The organism is Kitasatospora sp. NPDC057500, from assembly GCF_042802195.1.
In the GTDB taxonomy this organism is placed as follows: domain Bacteria; phylum Actinomycetota; class Actinomycetes; order Streptomycetales; family Streptomycetaceae; genus Kitasatospora.
The window spans coordinates 25,817-37,947 of sequence record NZ_JBHVER010000063.1; the positions used below are offsets into that span (position 1 = coordinate 25,817).

Consider the following 12,131-nt stretch of genomic DNA (forward strand, 5'->3'; position numbering starts at 1 on the left):
CCGCACCCCCCGCGGCCCCCGGATGTCCGATACATTGCGCCGGACGCACGACCGCGGTGGGGGTGGCGAACATGGCGTACCAGTACGGGAGTTCTGCGGTTCAGCAGAGAAGACGGCGGCCGGGGCGCGGGGGGTGCCTGGCCGTCCTGCTGCTGCCGGTGTTCGGTGCGCTGCTGGGCTATCCGCTCGCCGTGCCGGTCGTGGTCCCCGCCCTGATGCGGGCGCAGACCCCGCCGCAGCACGCCACGGCCGGGCAGATGGCGATCCTGGTCGGCATCGCGTACGCGGTCGCATTGCTGGTCGACTGGCAGGCGGGACGGCGGCGGCGGCCGGTCGCCCGCTGGGTGGTGCCGGTGCGGGCGGTCGTGCTGACCGCCGCGTGCTCGCTGGTCGCCCACCTGGTCGGCGCGTACCTCGTGCCGGAGGTCTTCGGCGCCGACCTGGATCCGGCCGCGGCGAACGGTTACGCCCTGCAGTGCCTGGTGGTGGGCGGGTTCGCCTGGCTGTGGCGGCTGGGCGTCCGCTCCTGGGCCGGCGACCCGGTGGAGCGTCCGCGGCCCCGCTGGACGGGGGCGGCGCCGTCCTCGGACCGCTCCTCCTCGCGCACCGCCACCGTCACCCGCCCGGCGGCGGGGGAGGTGTGGGTGGCGATGGTGCCGTTCCGGGACCGCGCGGAGGCGGCCCGGCACTACTGCGTGGTGGTGGGCGCCCGGGCCGGGTACGCGGAGGTCCTGCAGATCACCAGCAAGGACAAGGACCACCGCGACGACTACATGCGGATGGAGAACGAGGGCTGGGACCGCACCGGCAAGCCGTCCTGGGTCGAGATCGGGATGACGCCGCGCCGGGTGCCGTACGAGAGCTTCCTCTCCGACCACCCGCAGGGCCCCTGCCCGCCGCGGGTCTGGCGGGAGATCCAGCGCCGCCAGGCCGCGCTCGGCCCGGCCCGCCCGCCCCGTCCGCCGCGCCCGCGCCCCTCCGGCGGCCCGTCCCCGTCCGCCCGCGGCCCCCGCCGGCCCTGACCCCCGCCGGGGGAGGGGCTCAGCCCCAGGTCGCCCCGGCGGGCTCCTGGATCGTGGTGTTGATCCGGTTGAAGAAGTTCGTCAGGCTGATCATCAGGATGATCGCCGACAGCTGCTCCTCGGTGAAGTGGTCGGTGGCCGCGTCCCAGACGTCGTCCGGCACCGCCTGCCCCGAGCGGTCGGCGATCCGGGTGGCGGCCTCGGTCAGCGCGAGCGCGGCCCGCTCCTCCTCGCTGAAGAACGGCGCCTCCCGCCAGGCGGCCACCGCGTGCAGCCGCTCGTCGGTCTCGCCGGCCTTCTTCGCCCCGGCGACGCCCCCGAAGACGCAGGCGCTGCACCCGTTGATCTGGCTGGCCCGCAGGTGGACCAGCTCCATGGTCCGCTGCGGGACGCCGCCCCGGTGCACCGCCTGGTAGACGGCCTGGATGCCCTTCATCGCGTCCGGCAGGACCATCGCCGGGTTCTTCATCCGGGCGGTGCGGGCGGTGGTCTGAGTGGTCATCGGTGATCCTCCCGATCGGGCTGCCCGCGCTGTCGTCACGCGGAGCGGTTAACGTCCGTCAATGAACTGACGGATGCCGACGCGAGGGTGTGACGGATGAACGGGGAAGACTTTCTGGCCGAGCGGTTCGAGGCGCACCGGCCCCACCTCCGGGCGGTCGCCTACCGGATGCTCGGCTCGCTCAGCGAGGCCGAGGACGCCGTCCAGGAGACCTGGTTCAAGCTGAGCCGCTCGGACGTCGGCCAGGTCGCCAACCTGGGCGGCTGGCTGACCACCGTGGTCGGCCGGGTCTGCCTGGACCTGCTGCGCTCCCGGGCCGCCCGGCGCGAGGACCCCCTCCAGGACCGGGACGGCCGGCCGGTCCGGCTGCCCGATCCGATCATCGGGGGAGCGTCGGCCGTCGACCCGGAACAGGAGATCCTGACCGCCGACTCGGTCGGCATCGCGCTGATGATCGTCCTGGAGACGCTGGCCCCGGCGGAACGGCTGGCCTTCGTGCTGCACGACCTGTTCTCGGTGCCGTTCGACGAGATCGCCCCGATCCTCGGCCGTACCTCCGCCTCCACCCGCCAGCTCGCCAGCCGGGCCCGCCGCCGAGTCCAGGGCGCCGCGCCCGCGCCGGACGCCGACCTGGCACTGCGCCGCGAGGTGGTGGAGGCGTTCCTGGCCGCCGCCCGCGGCGGGGACTTCGACGCGCTGCTCACCGTCCTCGACCCGGACGTGGTGGCCCGCTCCGACGGCGGCACCCTGCGCCCGGCCACCTTCCGGCGCGGTGCGACCGAGGTCGCGGCCGGGGCGAGCGTGTTCGGCGCGCAGTTCGCCGGGGAGTTCCGCCCGGTGCTGGTCAACGGCGAGCCGGCGGTGGCCACCTTCGTCGACGGCCGCCCGGTCGCGCTCGCGGCGTTCACCGTGCGCGGCGGCAGGGTCGTGGAGCTGAACATCTTCACCGACCCCGGGCGCCTGGAGCGCCTCGGCCTCACGGCGGCCTGACGCCGGCCCCGCCCGCCGTCCGGGGGCGAGCCCCCGGGCGGCGCTCAGCGGCCCGCCCACGGCGGTCACGGCGCACGGCCGTCCTCGTCACGGCCGCCGGTCCCCTTCGCACCGCCGTCCCGCCGACGATCCCCGAATCCCCGCCCCCGAACGGAGCCCCGCACACCCCTGCAACTACCTGTCGACGGCGTCCGTCAGGTGCTTCCAGCCGTCCAGGTCCGCGATGCGGGCCTCCAGCGCGGTGCGCATCCCCGCGGCGCCGGAGGTGCCGAGGGCCAGGCGCAGCGGGGGGTTGGGGCTGTCGACCGCGGCCCGGATGCCTTCGGCGATCCGCGCGGCGGCGGAGAACGCGGACGCCGGCAGCGCTCCGATGCCCTTCTGGACCTCGCGGACGGTCGGGTCGTAGTCGGCCAGGCCGGCCGCGACGTCGAGGTTGGCCAGGAAGGGGGTCGCGGTCAGCCCGGGCTGGACGAGCGTGACCTTGACACCGAGCGGTGCGACCTCGGCGACCAGCGCCTCCGACAGCCCCTCGACCGCGTGCTTGGTCGCGGCCAGCAGCCCCACACCGGGGTGGGCGGACTGCCCGTAGATCGACGAGCCCTGGAGGATGTGCCCGGACCGCTGGGCGCGGAGCACCGGCAGCGTCGCGCGGAGCACGTTGAGCACCCCGAAGACATTGGTGTCGAACACGGCGCGGACCTGCGCGTCGGAGGCCTCCTCGACGGCTCCGAACAGTCCGTAGCCGGCGTTGTTGGCCACCACGTCGATGCGGCCGAACCGCGCGAGGGCGCGGTCCACCGCCGCCCGGACGGCCTGCTCGTCACGCACGTCCGCCTCGATGGCGAGCAGTCGCTCGCCGTGCGCCCCGGCCAGTTCGTCCAGGGGGGCGGTGGCGCGGGCGAGCGCCGCGACGGTGTCGCCGCCCTTCAGCGCCTGGAGCGTCAGTTCGAGGCCGATGCCGGACGTCGCGCCGGTGATCAGCCAGGTGCGGGGACGGGTCTGCTGGTTGGATTCCTTGGTCATGTTGCGACCGTAATGAGTTAGCTCGCAACGAGTCAAGGCGAATGGTGCTAGCGGTTGCCTGTTAGACCGGTTAGCGCATCTTCTGACTCGGGTAGGGTGAGGGCATGGGCAGCACGGCGGTGGAGACGGTGCTCGCGTTCGTGAACACGCGCGCGGACGGGACCGGTCGGCAGGAGTCGTTCGGGGACGGCGACTCGTTCACGGCGTGGCTGGCGGAGTACGACGAGTTCGGCGACGAGCCGGGCGGCGAGACCGTGGCGACCGATGCCGACGCCGCCGCCGCGCGCGAGCTGCGCGACGCCCTGGTGACCGTGCTGCTCGCGCACTCGGGCGACGAGGAGAGCCTGGGCGAGCCGCTGCGGCGCGCCGAGCGGCACCTGCGGCGGGCGGGTTCGCTCTACCCGCTGGCGACGGTGGTCACGGCCGGCGGTGTCGAACTGGCGTCGACGCAGGCGGGGGTGGAGCGGGTGTTCGGAACCGTGCTGGCCGCGGTGACCACCTTCGCCCGGAGCGGCGACTGGGGACGCGTCAAGGCGTGCCGGAACCCCCCGTGCCACTTCGGCTTCCTCGACCGCACCCGCAACGGGGGAGGGCTGTACTGCAGCCCCGGCTGCGGCTCCCAGGTGTCCATGCGCAACTACCGCGCGCGCCGGCGCCAGGAGGGCTAGACACCGCCCTGCCGCGCCTCCCCGCGCCCCCTCCACCGCCGTGCGGAAGGATGTCGGAAAAATCTTTCCGGCGGATGTCGAGGCCCCCGGCCCCGCTCCGACCAAGGGGTGAGAGCGCGCCGGAAGGGGCGCACGGGACGGGAGGACACCCGAGATGAAGTACGTCGCGATGATCTACGGCAACCAGGCCAAGTGGGACTCGTTCCCGGCCGAGGAGTGGCCGGCCGCGATCGCCAGGCAGGAGGCGTTCAACACCAGGTACCGCGAGACCGGCGAGCTGATCGGCGCCTACGGCCTCGCCGACGCCGCCGCCGCCCAGCTGGTGCGGCGCGCGGACGGGCTGCCGGCGGTCACCGACGGGCCGTACCTGGAGACCAAGGAGTACATCGCCAGCTTCTACCTGCTGGACTGCGAGAGCCTGGAGCGCGCCCAGGAGATCGCCGCCGACATGCCGTTCGCGGACGTCGAGCCGGTGGAGCTGTGGCCGATCCTGCACGAGTCCCCCGCCTCCGACGCGGCGGCCGTGTGAGCGGCGGCGGGCGGCCGGGAACCGGCGGCCTGGAGGGCCTGCTGCGCGACCTCGCGCCGCAGGCCCTCGGGGCGTTGGTGCGCCGGTGCGGGCGGGGGCAGTTCGACGCGTGCGAGGACGCCGTGCAGGAGGCGCTGCTGGCCGCCGCCACCCAGTGGCCGGCCGAGGGGGTGCCGGAGAACCCGCGCGGCTGGCTGGTGACGGTCGCCGGCCGGCGGCTGACCGACGCCGTGCGCAGCGAGGCGGCCCGCCGGCGGCGCGAGGACGCGCTGGCCCTCGCCACGCCGCAGTCGGCGCTGCTCAGCCCCCCGCCGGACGCGGCGCCCGCCGCCGGCCGGGACGACTCGCTGCACCTGCTGTTCCTCTGCTGCCACCCGGACCTGTCGGCGCCCAGCAGGATCGCGCTCACCCTGCGCGCCGTCGGCGGTCTGACGACGGCGCAGATCGCGGCGGCGTTCCTGGTGCCGGAGGCGACGATGGCGCAGCGGATCAGCCGGGCCAAGCAGACCGTGCGGAGTGCCGGACTGCCCGACCGGCAGCTGCCGGAACGGCTCGCCGACGTCCGCCAGGTGCTCTACCTGATCTTCAACGAGGGCTACACGGCGAGCACCGGCGACGACCTCACCGCTCCCGAACTGTCCGGCGAGGCGATCCGCCTGGCCCGGCTGCTCCTGCGGCTCGCCCCGGACGACGCCGAGACGGCCGGACTGCTCGCCCTGATGCTGCTCACCGACGCCCGCCGCCCGGCGCGCACGGGGGCGGGCGGGGAACTGGTCACGCTGGCGGAGCAGGACCGCTCGCTGTGGAACCCGGCCCTCGTCGCGGAGGGCGTCGAGCTGATCAGCCGCACGCTGCCGCGCGGCCAGGCGGGGCCGTACCAGATCCAGGCGGCGATCGCGGCGGTCCACGACGAGGCACCGGACGCCGAGTCGACGGACTGGCCGCAGATCCTGGCGCTCTACGACCTGCTGGCCCGGTTCGGCGAGAACCCGTTCATCGTCCTCAACCGGGCGGTGGCCCTGGCGATGGTCGAGGGCCCCCGGGCCGGGCTGGCGGCGCTCGCCCCCCTGGAGGCAGACAAGCGGTTCGCCCGCCACCACCGGCTGTTCGCCACCCGCGCCCACTTCCTGGAACTCCTCGGCGCCCCGACGGCGGCGGACGTCTACCGCGAAGCCGCCCGCCGCGCGACCAGCGCCCCGGAACGCCGCCACCTCACCGAACACGCCCGCCGCCTCGAGGCGGGCGCCGCACACTGGAGGAACGCATGACCCAACTCCTGCGGGTCCAGAACTTCAACATCTCGGCGGACGGCATCGCCGCCGGCGCCGGCGAGGACCAGACCCTGGAGCGCCCCTTCGGCCTCGACCACGCCGAGCGCCTGTTCTCCTGGGCCGGCGCCACGGCCAGTTGGCCGATGCGGACCGACCCGGGCGGCAGCCGGGGCCTCGACGACTACCTCACCCGCGACTACGCCCGGAACATCGGCGCCGAGATCATGGGCCGCAACAAGTTCGGTCCTCAGAGGGGGCCTTGGCAGGACCACGAGTGGCAGGGCTGGTGGGGCGACCGGCCCCCGTTCCGTACCCCGGTCTTCGTCCTGACCCACCACGGGCGGCCGTCGATCACCCTGTCCGACACGACGTTCCACTTCGTCGACGGCGACCCGGCCGAGGTGCTCGCCCGGGCGAAGGAGGCGGCCGAAGGCAAGGACGTCCGCCTCGGCGGAGGGGTGACCACCATCCGCGAGTTCCTCGACGCCGACCTCGTGGACACCCTGCACATCGCGGTCTCCCCCGTGAGGCTCGGCTCCGGCCTGAAGCTGTGGGAGTCCCCCGACGAACTGCGCGACCGCTTCCACCTGGACGTCGTCCCCAGCCCGAGCGGCGTGACCCACCACCTCTTCTGGCGCAAGTAGCCGCTACGGAACGGCAATCCCGGGAGGAACGGGGTACCTCCCGGGGGCGCTGCCCGTGTAGAAGTGACACGGACGCAGGAGGGGGCGCGGGATGTCGGCGGTCGAAGCGGTTGGTGTCAGCAGGATCTATCGGAGCGGGGGCGAAGCGGTCCACGCCGTGAACCGGGTCTCCCTGACCGTGGAAGCGGGGGAACTGGCGGTGCTGGTCGGTGCCAGTGGATCGGGGAAGAGCACCCTGCTCAACCTGATCGGCGGTCTTGACCGCCCCGACAGCGGAGAACTGTCCGTGCTCGGCTCGGACATGACGGCCGCCTCGGAGAAGGAGCTGGCCCGGATGCGGCTGACCCGCATCGGCTTCGTGTTCCAGGACTTCAATCTGCTTCGTGACCTGACGCTGCTGGAGAACGTCTCACTTCCCCTGGAAGGCGCCGGAGTTGCCCGGCGAGCCGCCCGCGACGCCGCGGCGAAGGCGTTGGCGAGGGTGGGGCTCGGCGGTCTCGGTGACCGGTTCCCGAGCGAGGTGTCGGGCGGGCAGCAGCAGCGGGTGGCCATCGCCCGGGCGGTGGTGGGGGAGCGGGAGATCGTCCTCGCCGACGAGCCCACCGGCGCGCTGGACTCGGCGACGGGCCGCGAGATCATGGAACTCCTGAGCGGGCTGAGCGGTGAGGGCACCACCGTCGTTCTGAGCACCCACAATCCCGCGAACCTGGCCTTCGCCTCCCAGGTCGTGACCCTCCGCGACGGGCGGCGTGCGGACGCGGACGACACGGCGGCCGGCACCGAGGCGGCCCGAGCGTGAACCGGACCCGAGCCCTTCAACTCTCCATTGCCTGGCGCGTGGTGATCGGTCGTGGACGGCGCCGGGCGATGCTGCTCGGCCTGTTCGCCGTGCCGGTGCTCCTGGCCGCGCTCTCGGCCGGCTCGCTGCAATGGATCACCGCGAGCGCCGAGCAGCGGGCGACCGACCAGATGGGGTCCGCCTCTGCTCTGATCCTGCCCGGAGACGTGCCGCCGACGGCCGAACGGGTCTCCGCTCTCCCCGGAGGCCAGGGAATCGCCCTCGTCGAACAGGTGGACTCCTTTGAGTACCCCATGTTCGTCGGAGGGACCACGACTCTCGTCGGCTACCGGGAGACGGACTGGGAGCACGGACCGGGCGGGGCCGCCGTAGAGGTGCGGTCCGGCGCCCTCCCCACGAGGGTCGGCGAAGTGGCCGTCACCGAGCGGCTCGCCGCACGCTGGCACCTCGCGATCGGCGACAGCGTCCGGAGCCGCTGGTCCGCCGACGCGGCCCGCGTCACCGGCGTCGTCAGGATCCCCCAAGGCCACCTCGCCCAACGGGTCATGGCCGCTCCCGGCCAGGCCGCCGCCTGGAAGGACCCTCTTCACGCCGCCGAGTACGGCACCCAGTCCACGTGGCTGGTGACCGCTTCCGACCCGGGACAGCTCGCTCCGCTCGTCGCTGCCGCAGGCGACGCCGGACTCCTGGTCCGCACCCGGGCGGACGTCCGCGCCGCCAGGTCCATGGTCGAGAGCGAACCCGGCGTCGTCATGATCCCCGGTGTGCTGCTCGTGAGCGTCGGCGCCGCGGCCGCGTTCAGCATCAGAATGCGCCGCCTCCAGCACGAGTTCGCACTGCTCTCCGCGATCGGCCTGGACAGCCGCTGGATCCTCACCACCTGCCGCCTGGCCGGGGTGACCGCCGCCCTGTGGGGGGCCACCGTCGGGTACGCCGTCGGAACGGGCCTGAGCATGCTCGCCCGCCCCCTGCTTCGGGCGGTCGTCCACAAGGACCTCTCGCCGGTCGTCCTGCCCTGGGGGCGCGGACTGGCGCTTCTGCTGCTGAGCGCGGTGTGCGCCGTGGTGGCCGTCTGGTGGCCGACCAGGCTCGCCCAGCGCCGGCCGGTGGCCCAGCGGGTCCAGGCCCCCAGCCGGGACCGCGGCTCGTGGCGACTGCGCCTGGTGGCCGTCGGCGGCGGTCTGGCCGCGGCGGCCCTGGCGACCTCGGTACTCATCTCCTCGCGCGCCGACTCCTCCCTCCTGGCCACGGCCGGGTCCGTGGGGCTGTTCCTGGTCCTGCTCGGAGCCGTGCCCGGGAGCCTGCGGCTGCTCGCCCGCGCGGCCGGCCCGGCCTCCGCCACCCTCCGGATCTCACTGCGCAACCTCGCCCGCGAACCCCGGCGTCCGGTCGCCGCGGTGTCGATCGGCATCTTCGCGGTGGCTTCGAGCACCGCCACCATGGTGATCCTGGCCAGCAGCGTCCAGGACCAACGCAACAGCCATGTGGGGTCGCGCCACCTCGGGCAGATCGAGGTCCTGCTGCGGCACACCGACGACGTCACCGCGGTCTCCCAGGCCCTCGCGGCGGAGTTCGGCCCCCGTGTGCACCTGGCCGAGGTGAAGGACGTCACCGAGGCTCCGCCCCCCTCCGGGAACGCCGGAGCAAGTCGCCTGAGCGTGCCGGTCTGGCGGATCGCCGGGCCTCCCGACGCTCGCACGACGGTGGGGAACTCCCGCATCGAGTACGGGGACCGTCCCGTCGGAGCGGTCGACACCCCGGAGGAGTTCCGCGCGGTGACCGGACGCACCCCCACCGAGCCGGAATGGCGGGTCATCTCGGAGGACGGCCTCCTCGTTCTGCACCCCGCCTACCAACAGGATGGCGTCGCCACCGTCATGAGCCCGACCGCCCTGCGAGTCGACCGCATCGCCCTCGCCTCCGGGACGGACGCCACCACCATCGGACGGGCCGGAGCACTGCTGTCCAGCCGCAAGGCGCGGGAACTCGGGGCGACGGTGAGGATCTCCAGCGTCATGATCACGAGTGGCACGATGCCGCCCGCGGACACGACGGCACGCCTGGCGAAGGTGCTGGAACCGCTGGGGATCCCCGTGACCGACGTACGAATCGAACGCGGCCCCAGCGGAGTCGTGCCCACCAAGTGGTACCTGGCCCTGTCCCTCGGCTCGGTGGCCGCGGCCGTCTCGATCCTGCTCGCGCTGTCGGCTTCCGCTCAGGAGCTGCGGCCCGATCTGCGCAAACTCTTCGAGATGGGCTTCCCGCCGGCGTCGCGTCGGCGCATCACCGCCTGGCAGTCGACGGTCATCGCGCTGCTGTCCGCGCTGTGCGGTGCTGTAGCGGGACTGGTCATCGGCGCCTCACGCCTGTGGCCCTACGACATCGCCATCGCCGTCCCGTGGGCCCCCCTCAGCGCCTTCATCATCGGCCCCATCATGCTGAGCGTCATCCTGAGCCCCTTCCTCGCCCCGTCCGGAAGAAGGCTTCGGACGAACGGCTGAGTACCGGGTAGCGCTTGGGGTTGCCCACAGCCCAGATGTTGGCAACCCGTCATGGAAGTAGCGGACCCGCCCAAAGCCAGGGGGTTCGATGCTTGCCTCGTCGGTGCACCGACGAGGCAAGCGGAGAAGAGGAAGGCGAACTGGTCGATCAAGGGTTGCTTGTGTGCCGAATCAGACGCCGCCGAACTCCCCATCCCGCACGGCGCTCACGAAGGCGTTCCAGGCGCCGGGGGTGAAGGCAAGTGCTGGCCCGTTGGGGTCCTTGGAGTCCCTGACGCGCCCGGGGTTGGCGTCGTCGACCTCTACGCAGGAGCCACCGTCGCCGTTGCTGTATTTGCTCTTCCGCCACTGGGAGGGGCGGTCATCGCTCTTTGGCATGCTTGTGGACCTCCGCCGCCGAGAGGATCAGGTCCAGGGACGCCTCCGGCGACAATGCGGCGGCCCGAACGAGATCGTATGCCCGCTGGCATCTGGCGACCAAGCGATTGTCATCGATCAACTGACCGGCGTACTGGCCCTCCTGGTAGACCAGCGGTGGGGCATCCGCGAAGGTCATCAATGACATCATTCCGCCAAAGAGAGCATGGGCGCCGGCATCGAAGGGGAGGGCCTGAACGATCAGGCGCCGCCGCTTCATCAGCGCGGCGATGTGGTTGAGTTGATCGGCCATCACTTGATGGCCTCCGACAGGTCGACGGATCACGGCTTCATCCAGGATGAACCACAACTCCGGCCCTGTTGGGTCGTTGACCAGCCTCTGTCGCTCCATCCTCGCGGCGACCAGTTCCTCTAGATCGCCGTCCATGAGTAGCGGTTGTGATGCCAGGTAGACCGCTCTTGCGTAGTCCGGCGTCTGTAGGAGACCCGGCACCACATGCCCGGCGAACTCACAAATCGACGCGGCACGGCCCTCATGCTCGGCAGCTTCCTGGAAGTAGTCCGCGAAGCGCGAATACTCCAACAACTCATGAAGGCGTTCGAGCGCCCCATCGGTGTCGAGGGCCACGTCGATCCGAATCGAGAGATCCAGCTGCGGAGCCCGCTGAGCGTTCTCCAACTGTCCAATGTACGAACCGGACACGAACGTCAGTGCGCCGAGCCTGTCCTGCGACATCTTCGGCACTGCGGCTTCTCTGAGACGCCGCAGCTCACTGCCGTAGTACTCCCTCGGAGTCTTGCCGGGCGGCAGCTGGTTCGGGGTTGCCATGGGCACTCCGTCTCCACAATCAACTTGCTGTGACCGATTGGCTTCTCAGCGTAGTCTCCCTGTCCGATCCTGGAGGAGGAATCGCGAAATGCGCCCCCCCGGAATCCGGAGCTGCCCCATGCCCTCCATGCTCAGAAAGATCACCGCCGACGACCGCCGTGACGCCGCCGACGCCCTCGACGACCTCAGGGCCACGCTCGCGGCCGCCGATGCCGCCCTCCCCTCCACTGGTATCGACTGGAACTGCGCCTCCGTCACCGGCATCGTCCTCATCGACCTCGGTGCCGCCCCCACTTTCCTGGTCCGGAAACTCACCGAGGTGATCCGCGACGGTGTCCGCGCCCGTCGCCGCGAAGCCGAACAGCAGCCCTGGCGCCCCGCGCCCGGCCTCGCCCTCACTCTCAACACCCCCGACGGCATCCCCATCGAAGCCCAAGTCGTCGCCGCGACCGGACGGTTGGTGACCGTTCGGCTCCCCCGGCCCTGACCCCCCAGCCCCCCGGCCCGCACCCGAAAGACCGCACCACATGCCCAAGCACCCCGCCCCCACCCCCGGCCAACTCGTCCACGACCGCCGGACCCACCGCACCGGCGTCTACATGGACACCATCGGCGGACGCCTCTACCTCCGCCCGGTCGGCGGCGGCATCGAGTGGACGACCCGCCCCGAATACGTCTCCCTCACCCCGCCCCGCAGCCAGGCCACCACCCTGTGAGCCACCCCCGACCCCCGAGGGCCCTCCTCCTCGCCACCTCGGCCGCCTCCGTGGCGGCCGGCGCGACGACGGCCGCCCTCGCCACCCGCCTCGTCCACCCCCGCGCCCCGGGTACGGCGAACCTCCTCTTCCTCCTGCTCCTCTGCGCGGCAACCCTCCTCACCAACTCCGCTCTCGCCCGCGCCCTCCACCACTACTGGCACACCCACCGCAACTGACCACCTACCCGGCGCAGGAAGTCGGCCCGTCCGACTTCCTG

At 72.6% G+C, this 12,131-nt stretch carries 15 protein-coding genes; 11 read left to right on the top strand and 4 right to left on the bottom strand.

What is annotated here, in order from left to right:
• Nucleotides 1-71 precede the first annotated feature (71 nt).
• On the top strand, nucleotides 72-1,022 hold the full coding sequence (locus ACFU74_RS16185; RefSeq protein ID WP_380756927.1) for a hypothetical protein: 951 nt from the start codon (nucleotides 72-74) through the stop codon (nucleotides 1,020-1,022).
• A 19-nt stretch (nucleotides 1,023-1,041) separates the two neighbouring features.
• Here ACFU74_RS16185 and ACFU74_RS16190 read toward each other — a convergent pair whose 3' ends face one another.
• Nucleotides 1,042-1,524 (bottom strand): carboxymuconolactone decarboxylase family protein, encoded by a 483-nt coding sequence (locus ACFU74_RS16190; RefSeq protein WP_380756929.1) that lies wholly within the window; start codon nucleotides 1,522-1,524, stop codon nucleotides 1,042-1,044.
• 96 nt (nucleotides 1,525-1,620) lie between these two features.
• On the opposite strand from ACFU74_RS16190, the gene ACFU74_RS16195 reads away from it, so the two are divergent.
• A complete protein-coding gene (locus ACFU74_RS16195; RefSeq protein ID WP_380756932.1) occupies nucleotides 1,621-2,514 on the top strand; it encodes a sigma-70 family RNA polymerase sigma factor in 894 nt (297 codons plus the stop codon).
• A 174-nt stretch (nucleotides 2,515-2,688) separates the two neighbouring features.
• Here the strand turns inward: ACFU74_RS16195 and ACFU74_RS16200 are convergent, their stop codons facing one another.
• Nucleotides 2,689-3,537: an SDR family NAD(P)-dependent oxidoreductase gene (locus ACFU74_RS16200; RefSeq protein ID WP_380756935.1), complete on the bottom strand. Its 849-nt coding sequence runs from the start codon at nucleotides 3,535-3,537 to the stop codon at nucleotides 2,689-2,691.
• 104 nt (nucleotides 3,538-3,641) lie between these two features.
• Between ACFU74_RS16200 and ACFU74_RS16205 the strand changes: the two genes are divergently transcribed.
• The 6 genes from ACFU74_RS16205 (at nucleotide 3,642) to ACFU74_RS16230 (ending at nucleotide 9,949) form a co-directional block, all read left to right on the top strand.
• The gene (locus tag ACFU74_RS16205; RefSeq protein WP_380756938.1) at nucleotides 3,642-4,205 is read left to right on the top strand and encodes a CGNR zinc finger domain-containing protein; all 564 of its coding nucleotides are present in this window, start codon (nucleotides 3,642-3,644) and stop codon (nucleotides 4,203-4,205) included.
• Between the two features lie 154 nt (nucleotides 4,206-4,359).
• A complete protein-coding gene (locus tag ACFU74_RS16210) occupies nucleotides 4,360-4,734 on the top strand; it encodes a YciI family protein (RefSeq protein ID WP_380756940.1) in 375 nt (124 codons plus the stop codon).
• Nucleotides 4,731-6,002: an RNA polymerase sigma factor gene (locus tag ACFU74_RS16215; protein ID WP_380756942.1), complete on the top strand. Its 1,272-nt coding sequence runs from the start codon at nucleotides 4,731-4,733 to the stop codon at nucleotides 6,000-6,002. Before ACFU74_RS16210 ends, ACFU74_RS16215 begins: the two co-directional genes overlap by 4 nt.
• Entirely contained in the window at nucleotides 5,999-6,649 is a 651-nt protein-coding gene (locus ACFU74_RS16220; RefSeq protein ID WP_380756944.1) for a dihydrofolate reductase family protein, read from the top strand. Before ACFU74_RS16215 ends, ACFU74_RS16220 begins: the two co-directional genes overlap by 4 nt.
• Nucleotides 6,650-6,806: 157 nt before the next feature.
• Complete coding sequence (locus ACFU74_RS16225) at nucleotides 6,807-7,448, top strand: ABC transporter ATP-binding protein (RefSeq protein ID WP_380756946.1); 642 nt, start codon at nucleotides 6,807-6,809, stop codon at nucleotides 7,446-7,448.
• Complete coding sequence (locus ACFU74_RS16230) at nucleotides 7,445-9,949, top strand: FtsX-like permease family protein (protein ID WP_380756948.1); 2,505 nt, start codon at nucleotides 7,445-7,447, stop codon at nucleotides 9,947-9,949. The genes ACFU74_RS16225 and ACFU74_RS16230 overlap by 4 nt, the downstream gene beginning before the upstream one ends.
• Before the next feature lie 171 nt (nucleotides 9,950-10,120).
• Here the strand turns inward: ACFU74_RS16230 and ACFU74_RS16235 are convergent, their stop codons facing one another.
• A complete protein-coding gene (locus ACFU74_RS16235; RefSeq protein ID WP_380756950.1) occupies nucleotides 10,121-10,327 on the bottom strand; it encodes a DUF397 domain-containing protein in 207 nt (68 codons plus the stop codon).
• Nucleotides 10,311-11,156 carry a helix-turn-helix domain-containing protein gene (locus tag ACFU74_RS16240; protein WP_380756952.1) on the bottom strand — a complete coding sequence of 282 codons (846 nt, stop codon included), beginning with the start codon at nucleotides 11,154-11,156 and terminating at the stop codon, nucleotides 10,311-10,313. Before ACFU74_RS16240 ends, ACFU74_RS16235 begins: the two co-directional genes overlap by 17 nt.
• Before the next feature lie 127 nt (nucleotides 11,157-11,283).
• Between ACFU74_RS16240 and ACFU74_RS16245 the strand changes: the two genes are divergently transcribed.
• From ACFU74_RS16245 to ACFU74_RS16255, 3 genes are read left to right on the top strand one after another with little or no spacing between them, the layout of a single operon-like run.
• A complete protein-coding gene (locus tag ACFU74_RS16245; protein ID WP_380756954.1) occupies nucleotides 11,284-11,643 on the top strand; it encodes a hypothetical protein in 360 nt (119 codons plus the stop codon).
• 40 nt (nucleotides 11,644-11,683) lie between these two features.
• A complete protein-coding gene (locus ACFU74_RS16250) occupies nucleotides 11,684-11,872 on the top strand; it encodes a hypothetical protein (protein WP_380756956.1) in 189 nt (62 codons plus the stop codon).
• Entirely contained in the window at nucleotides 11,869-12,090 is a 222-nt protein-coding gene (locus ACFU74_RS16255) for a hypothetical protein (RefSeq protein WP_380756958.1), read from the top strand. Before ACFU74_RS16250 ends, ACFU74_RS16255 begins: the two co-directional genes overlap by 4 nt.
• The last annotated feature ends 41 nt before the right edge of the window (nucleotides 12,091-12,131 follow it).

Excerpts from the sequence above, each read along its gene's own strand:
- ACFU74_RS16185 (WP_380756927.1), top strand. The coding sequence starts at position 72 with ATGGCGTACCAGTACGGGAGTTCTGCGGTTCAGCAGAGAAGACGGCGG.
- ACFU74_RS16190 (WP_380756929.1), bottom strand. The coding sequence starts at position 1,524 with ATGACCACTCAGACCACCGCCCGCACCGCCCGGATGAAGAACCCGGCG.
- ACFU74_RS16195 (WP_380756932.1), top strand. The coding sequence starts at position 1,621 with ATGAACGGGGAAGACTTTCTGGCCGAGCGGTTCGAGGCGCACCGGCCC.
- ACFU74_RS16200 (WP_380756935.1), bottom strand. The coding sequence starts at position 3,537 with ATGACCAAGGAATCCAACCAGCAGACCCGTCCCCGCACCTGGCTGATC.
- ACFU74_RS16205 (WP_380756938.1), top strand. The coding sequence starts at position 3,642 with ATGGGCAGCACGGCGGTGGAGACGGTGCTCGCGTTCGTGAACACGCGC.
- ACFU74_RS16210 (WP_380756940.1), top strand. The coding sequence starts at position 4,360 with ATGAAGTACGTCGCGATGATCTACGGCAACCAGGCCAAGTGGGACTCG.
- ACFU74_RS16220 (WP_380756944.1), top strand. The coding sequence starts at position 5,999 with ATGACCCAACTCCTGCGGGTCCAGAACTTCAACATCTCGGCGGACGGC.
- ACFU74_RS16235 (WP_380756950.1), bottom strand. The coding sequence starts at position 10,327 with ATGCCAAAGAGCGATGACCGCCCCTCCCAGTGGCGGAAGAGCAAATAC.
- ACFU74_RS16240 (WP_380756952.1), bottom strand. The coding sequence starts at position 11,156 with ATGGCAACCCCGAACCAGCTGCCGCCCGGCAAGACTCCGAGGGAGTAC.
- ACFU74_RS16245 (WP_380756954.1), top strand. The coding sequence starts at position 11,284 with ATGCTCAGAAAGATCACCGCCGACGACCGCCGTGACGCCGCCGACGCC.
- ACFU74_RS16250 (WP_380756956.1), top strand. The coding sequence starts at position 11,684 with ATGCCCAAGCACCCCGCCCCCACCCCCGGCCAACTCGTCCACGACCGC.